The organism is Thermococcus sp. (assembly GCF_027063845.1).
Taxonomy (GTDB): Archaea; Methanobacteriota_B; Thermococci; order Thermococcales; family Thermococcaceae; genus Thermococcus.
This window is the reverse complement of sequence record NZ_JAMOQU010000086.1, coordinates 1-4,233: the sequence shown is the minus strand read 5'-3', so window position 1 is coordinate 4,233 and position 4,233 is coordinate 1. Positions and strand designations below refer to the sequence as shown.

Here is a 4,233-nt window from a genome sequence, read left to right as displayed (position 1 = left end):
CCTACCACGGGGCTCGCACCGGGAACTCATCGCCCCAGCTACGGCCTTGCACCCCGCGGGACGGCCGTTTCACCGCATCCCCCGGGATTGTCTGCGGGTTAGCTCGGTGCCCGTCGCCGGGCCCTTCGCACGCGTCATCCACATCCCCCGGGGGCCGTGTCGTTTCTGCGCCGTTGCCCTCCCTCTCGGGAGGTGCCTTGCGGCACCGCGGCCCCGGTGCGGTGGGCGGAACTTCCTCGGGAGTGCCCCGAGAGCCCCCGACCCCCTCGCCGTAAGGAAGTAGAAAAGGGAGGATAAAAAGGTTTGGTCACTTCTTTTTGGGCAGGGAGTCCCTTTCATGGAACTTCGGCGGTTTCGGCCTCTTGAACCTCCCGAGCGGTGAGCGACGCTTCGGAGCTTTCCGGGTTCTCCTCTTCTTGGGCTGGTTCTGGTAGTATAACACAATCGCAACGGCCACTACGATGAGTATCCCCACAACGGGCCACCACGGGAAGCCCTTGCCGTTGGCTTCACCCGTCGTTGAGGTTGTGTTAGACGGCAGGGTTGTGGACGTGGTTGTCGGGGTCTGCGTCGGGGACGGCTTGGGCTTCGGGGCCGGAACCCAGAGGCTACCCTCCTTGACGCTGACCCTTCCAAGGGCGTTGAGCTTGAATGAGTATGTAACGTTGACGCCCTTTGGAACGTTAAACCTGAATGAAAGCTCCTTTTTGCCAGGGGAAATAGTTACGTCAAGGACGTCAGCGTAGAGGGAAGTTCCGTTGGCGAGAACCTTGTACTCGAGCGTTCCGCCGACCGCTTCTGGAGTCGGGTTCAGGAGCAGGACGTTAACCTCAAGCGTCGAGTTCAGTAACTTTGCACTCAGGGACCCTATTGAGGGCGGAGCATAAACGGTGTAGTGAACGGTATCGTTTCCTCCGGAGCGACCGTGAACGGAGAGACCAATAACGGCGGAGACGTTTCCTGGCTTAGATGTGGGAAGAGACAGCTGAACCACACTAGTACCCGGGGAGAGAGTTATCTCCCGAGTTTTGGCAGCAAATGATTTTGTGCCGTTGATTACGGCAACGCAGGAAATCGTGGCGTTTATGTCCCTTTCGGAAATGATGGTGACGTACGCCTTCAGTGTGTCGTTAAGCAGGACGCTCTCCTTCTCAACAGAGACGCCAACGAGCCTGACACCGAGTGAAACCGCAAACTTCTTGGTGTAGGTGTAACTCTGGTCCCCGTATGAAACGCGGTAGATTAAGGTGTAGTTACCCTCCGGATAGTTCCACCCAACAGGCAGAGATAGCCTTATCAGTGTGTCCCCAGGCGGAATTGTCACGTTTTTGGAAACAACGGAGTAGTTATTGCTCCCCAGGAGAAGGGCAGAGAAAACGTTCACGGTAGCGTTGAAGTGGCCGATGTTAATCACATGGGAGTAAACGGTAACGCTCTCCCCCAGGAAAACGTAGGGGACATCGCCCCGACCAGGGACGTAGGAGTAGGCACTCGTAAAGGTAAGGGGTGAAGCGAGAACTTCAACCGGAACCTTGGCCTTCAGGATGTAAACGTCTCCCGAGTAAGTTGCTATGAATCGAAGGTAGAGCGTGTAGTTGCCCGGAAGGACGTCCTTTGATACGGTAAGGTTGTATTTTACCGTCTTGTTCTGACCCCTGCCCCAGTTGGGAAAAACCCTCGGGAACATCGTGAAGTTGAATCCCTCAACGCGGTTTCCGTTTGTGTCCTCCACCCAGAAGCCCTGATAGCTGACGACAGAGTAAATTACACCCGCATTGTTCGTCAGGAGAAGCGTTCCTTCGCTGTAGTCGCCTCTCACAACGGTTATCGAACCCGCTACTGATATAGTTCCAAACTGGGCGCTTGTAAACGGAATGAACATCGAAACTAGTATGATAGCGATGAGCAGTAGTGCCCGCCTCACAATCACCACCCCAGACAATAAGGCGCCCTCGAATTTAAACTTACCCATTAAAAGTCAGCTGTGCACTATGGCACGGTACAGCAGGAACAGACCAGTAGCCACGAGAAACACGGAGAACGCTAGATAGAAGCGGTAGAGTTCCAGACCGGAGAAGTGCTCCCTGGCTACGAGGGCTATAGCAAGAAGCATCACCCCATAGAGGAGGGCAAAGATTCCAAGGGCGAGCGACGTCTTTATGCCGAGGAGCACGAGGATTCCAAAGACCGCCCCGGCGAAAACCGTGACGTGGGGAACCGTAAAGGCGAGGTAGTTGAGGAAAACACGATTATCGTCCATACCCATCACTCCGCTATGAAGGCGTAGGTTGTAGTCGTCGGTAGCTCCCGCCTCACCTTAGGGAGCAGGTACCTCGGGTAGAGCCTCTCCTCGGGCTCGTCGAGGGGGTCGTAAGAGCCAAGGAGCCTGTCTATCACCTTGACCGCGACCCTTCCCCTGACCCTGAAGTAGCCCCTGAAGTCGCTGACTATCTCAAGGACTATCGGGAGGAGCAGTTTCTCCTCGTCGCCGGGGTCAAGAAGGCCCTTAATTCTCTCGAGCTCTGCCTTTCGGAAGGAATGCCTGCTCCCGTCCCTCAGCCTGACGGAGGGCTCATCCGAGGCAAGCAACTGAACCAGGGTTGGCCTCTTCGCCGGAAGGTGGCTGTTTATGCGGTAGATTTCTCTCAGGAGGGCGTTTTCGGGGTTCATACGGGTGTCAATTCGAGCCGAGGCAGATAAACGTTATTTAACACGTTCTCGTCAAAAAATCCAAAATTAAGCAAGGAAATAGACCTGTTCACGTCAAAACGATAACACCCATAGGCCGTTTTTCGTCAGGTGTTCAAAAATTCATGAGAAAGGGTTAATTAGAGGTGTATGTTCAGCATGTGGCGGAAATAATTGAATGTTCAAGCAATAAGGTGATGAAAAAATGAACGAAAGTGCAAAACTCATCGGAATCAGCCCCAAGGGCCCGAGGTTCCTCCAGCTCATATTCGTGGATATAAACGGCATCCCAAAGGGGATGGAGGTTCCGATAGAGAGATACGAAGAGGTAATCGAAGAGGGCATAGCCTTCGACGGCTCCTCGATTCCCGGGTTCCAGGGCATAGAGGACAGCGACCTCATATTCAAGGCTGACTCAAGCACCTACGCAGAGGTCCCCTGGGAGGGCATAGCACGGGTCTACGGCTACATCTACAAGGACGGAAAGCCCTACAAGGCAGACCCAAGGGGAGTTCTAAAGAGAGCCCTGGAGAGGCTTGAAAAAGAGGGTTTCAAGGCCTACATCGGACCGGAGCCGGAGTTCTACCTCTTCAAGAAGAACGGAACATGGGAGCTCCACATACCAGACAGCGGGGGCTACTTCGACCTCGTGACCCTCGACAAGGCGAGGGAGCTGAGGAGGGAGATAGCCCTCTACATGCCGGCCTTTGGCCTCGTTCCCGAGGTGCTCCATCACGAAGTCGGTAAGGCCCAGCACGAGATTGACTTCCGCTACGACGAGGCTCTCAAAACCGCCGACAACATCGTGAGCTTCAAGTACGTCGTCAAGGCCATCGCCGAGATGCACGGCCTCTATGCAACGTTCATGCCGAAGCCCCTCTACGGCTACCCCGGCAACGGGATGCACCTCCACATAAGCCTCTGGAAGGACGGAGAGAACGTCTTTATAGGCGAGGACGGGCTGAGCGAGACGGCGCTTCACTTTATGGCGGGTATCCTCAAGCACGCGAAGGCGTTAACGGCCCTAACCAACCCGACTGTGAACAGCTACAAGCGTCTCGTTCCAGGTTATGAGGCTCCGGTGTATATCAGCTGGGGTTACAGGAACAGGAGCACATTAATCCGCGTCCCTACTTTTTCTGGAAGCGGAGCGAGGATAGAGTACCGCTGTCCCGACCCGAGCGCCAACCCGTACCTGGCTTTCGCGACGATACTCTTGGCTGGACTCGACGGAATCAAGAGGAAGCTTGAGCCAGAGGCGTACGTTGAAACCAACGTCTACGAGATGGGCGATGAGGAGAGGAGCGAAGCGGGAATCGAGACCCTTCCTGGAAGCCTCGAGGAGGCGCTGGAGGAGCTGAAAAAGGACAAGGTTGTCAGGGAGGCGCTCGGCGAGGCCTACGAGAACTTCATAGCCTACAAGGAGAGAGAATGGAGGGAGTACGTCACTTACCTCGAAGCCAACGGGCTCCCCGTGGAGACCAAGAAGGTGACCGAGTGGGAGCTGGAGAGGTACTTCTACGTTTGAGCCCTTCTCAGTTCTTC

General features: G+C 55.4%; 4 protein-coding genes and 1 other RNA gene. 1 reads left to right on the top strand and 4 read right to left on the bottom strand.

Features of this window, described 5'->3' with window-relative positions; all coding sequences use genetic code 11:
* The 4 genes from rnpB to MVO87_RS06455 form a co-directional block, all read right to left on the bottom strand.
* Positions 1–270: RNase P RNA component (rnpB, locus tag MVO87_RS06470), an RNA gene on the bottom strand; the annotation flags it as partial.
* A 37-nt stretch (positions 271–307) separates the two neighbouring features.
* The gene (locus MVO87_RS06465; protein ID WP_297513042.1) at positions 308–1,933 is read right to left on the bottom strand and encodes a COG1361 family protein; all 1,626 of its coding nucleotides are present in this window, start codon (positions 1,931–1,933) and stop codon (positions 308–310) included.
* Between the two features lie 45 nt (positions 1,934–1,978).
* The gene (locus MVO87_RS06460; RefSeq protein ID WP_342765109.1) at positions 1,979–2,266 is read right to left on the bottom strand and encodes a hypothetical protein; all 288 of its coding nucleotides are present in this window, start codon (positions 2,264–2,266) and stop codon (positions 1,979–1,981) included.
* Complete coding sequence (locus MVO87_RS06455) at positions 2,266–2,670, bottom strand: DUF61 family protein (RefSeq protein WP_297513040.1); 405 nt, start codon at positions 2,668–2,670, stop codon at positions 2,266–2,268. Before MVO87_RS06455 ends, MVO87_RS06460 begins: the two co-directional genes overlap by 1 nt.
* Before the next feature lie 223 nt (positions 2,671–2,893).
* Between MVO87_RS06455 and glnA the strand changes: the two genes are divergently transcribed.
* A complete protein-coding gene (glnA, locus tag MVO87_RS06450) occupies positions 2,894–4,216 on the top strand; it encodes a type I glutamate--ammonia ligase (RefSeq protein ID WP_297552617.1) in 1,323 nt (440 codons plus the stop codon).
* Positions 4,217–4,233 lie beyond the last annotated feature (17 nt).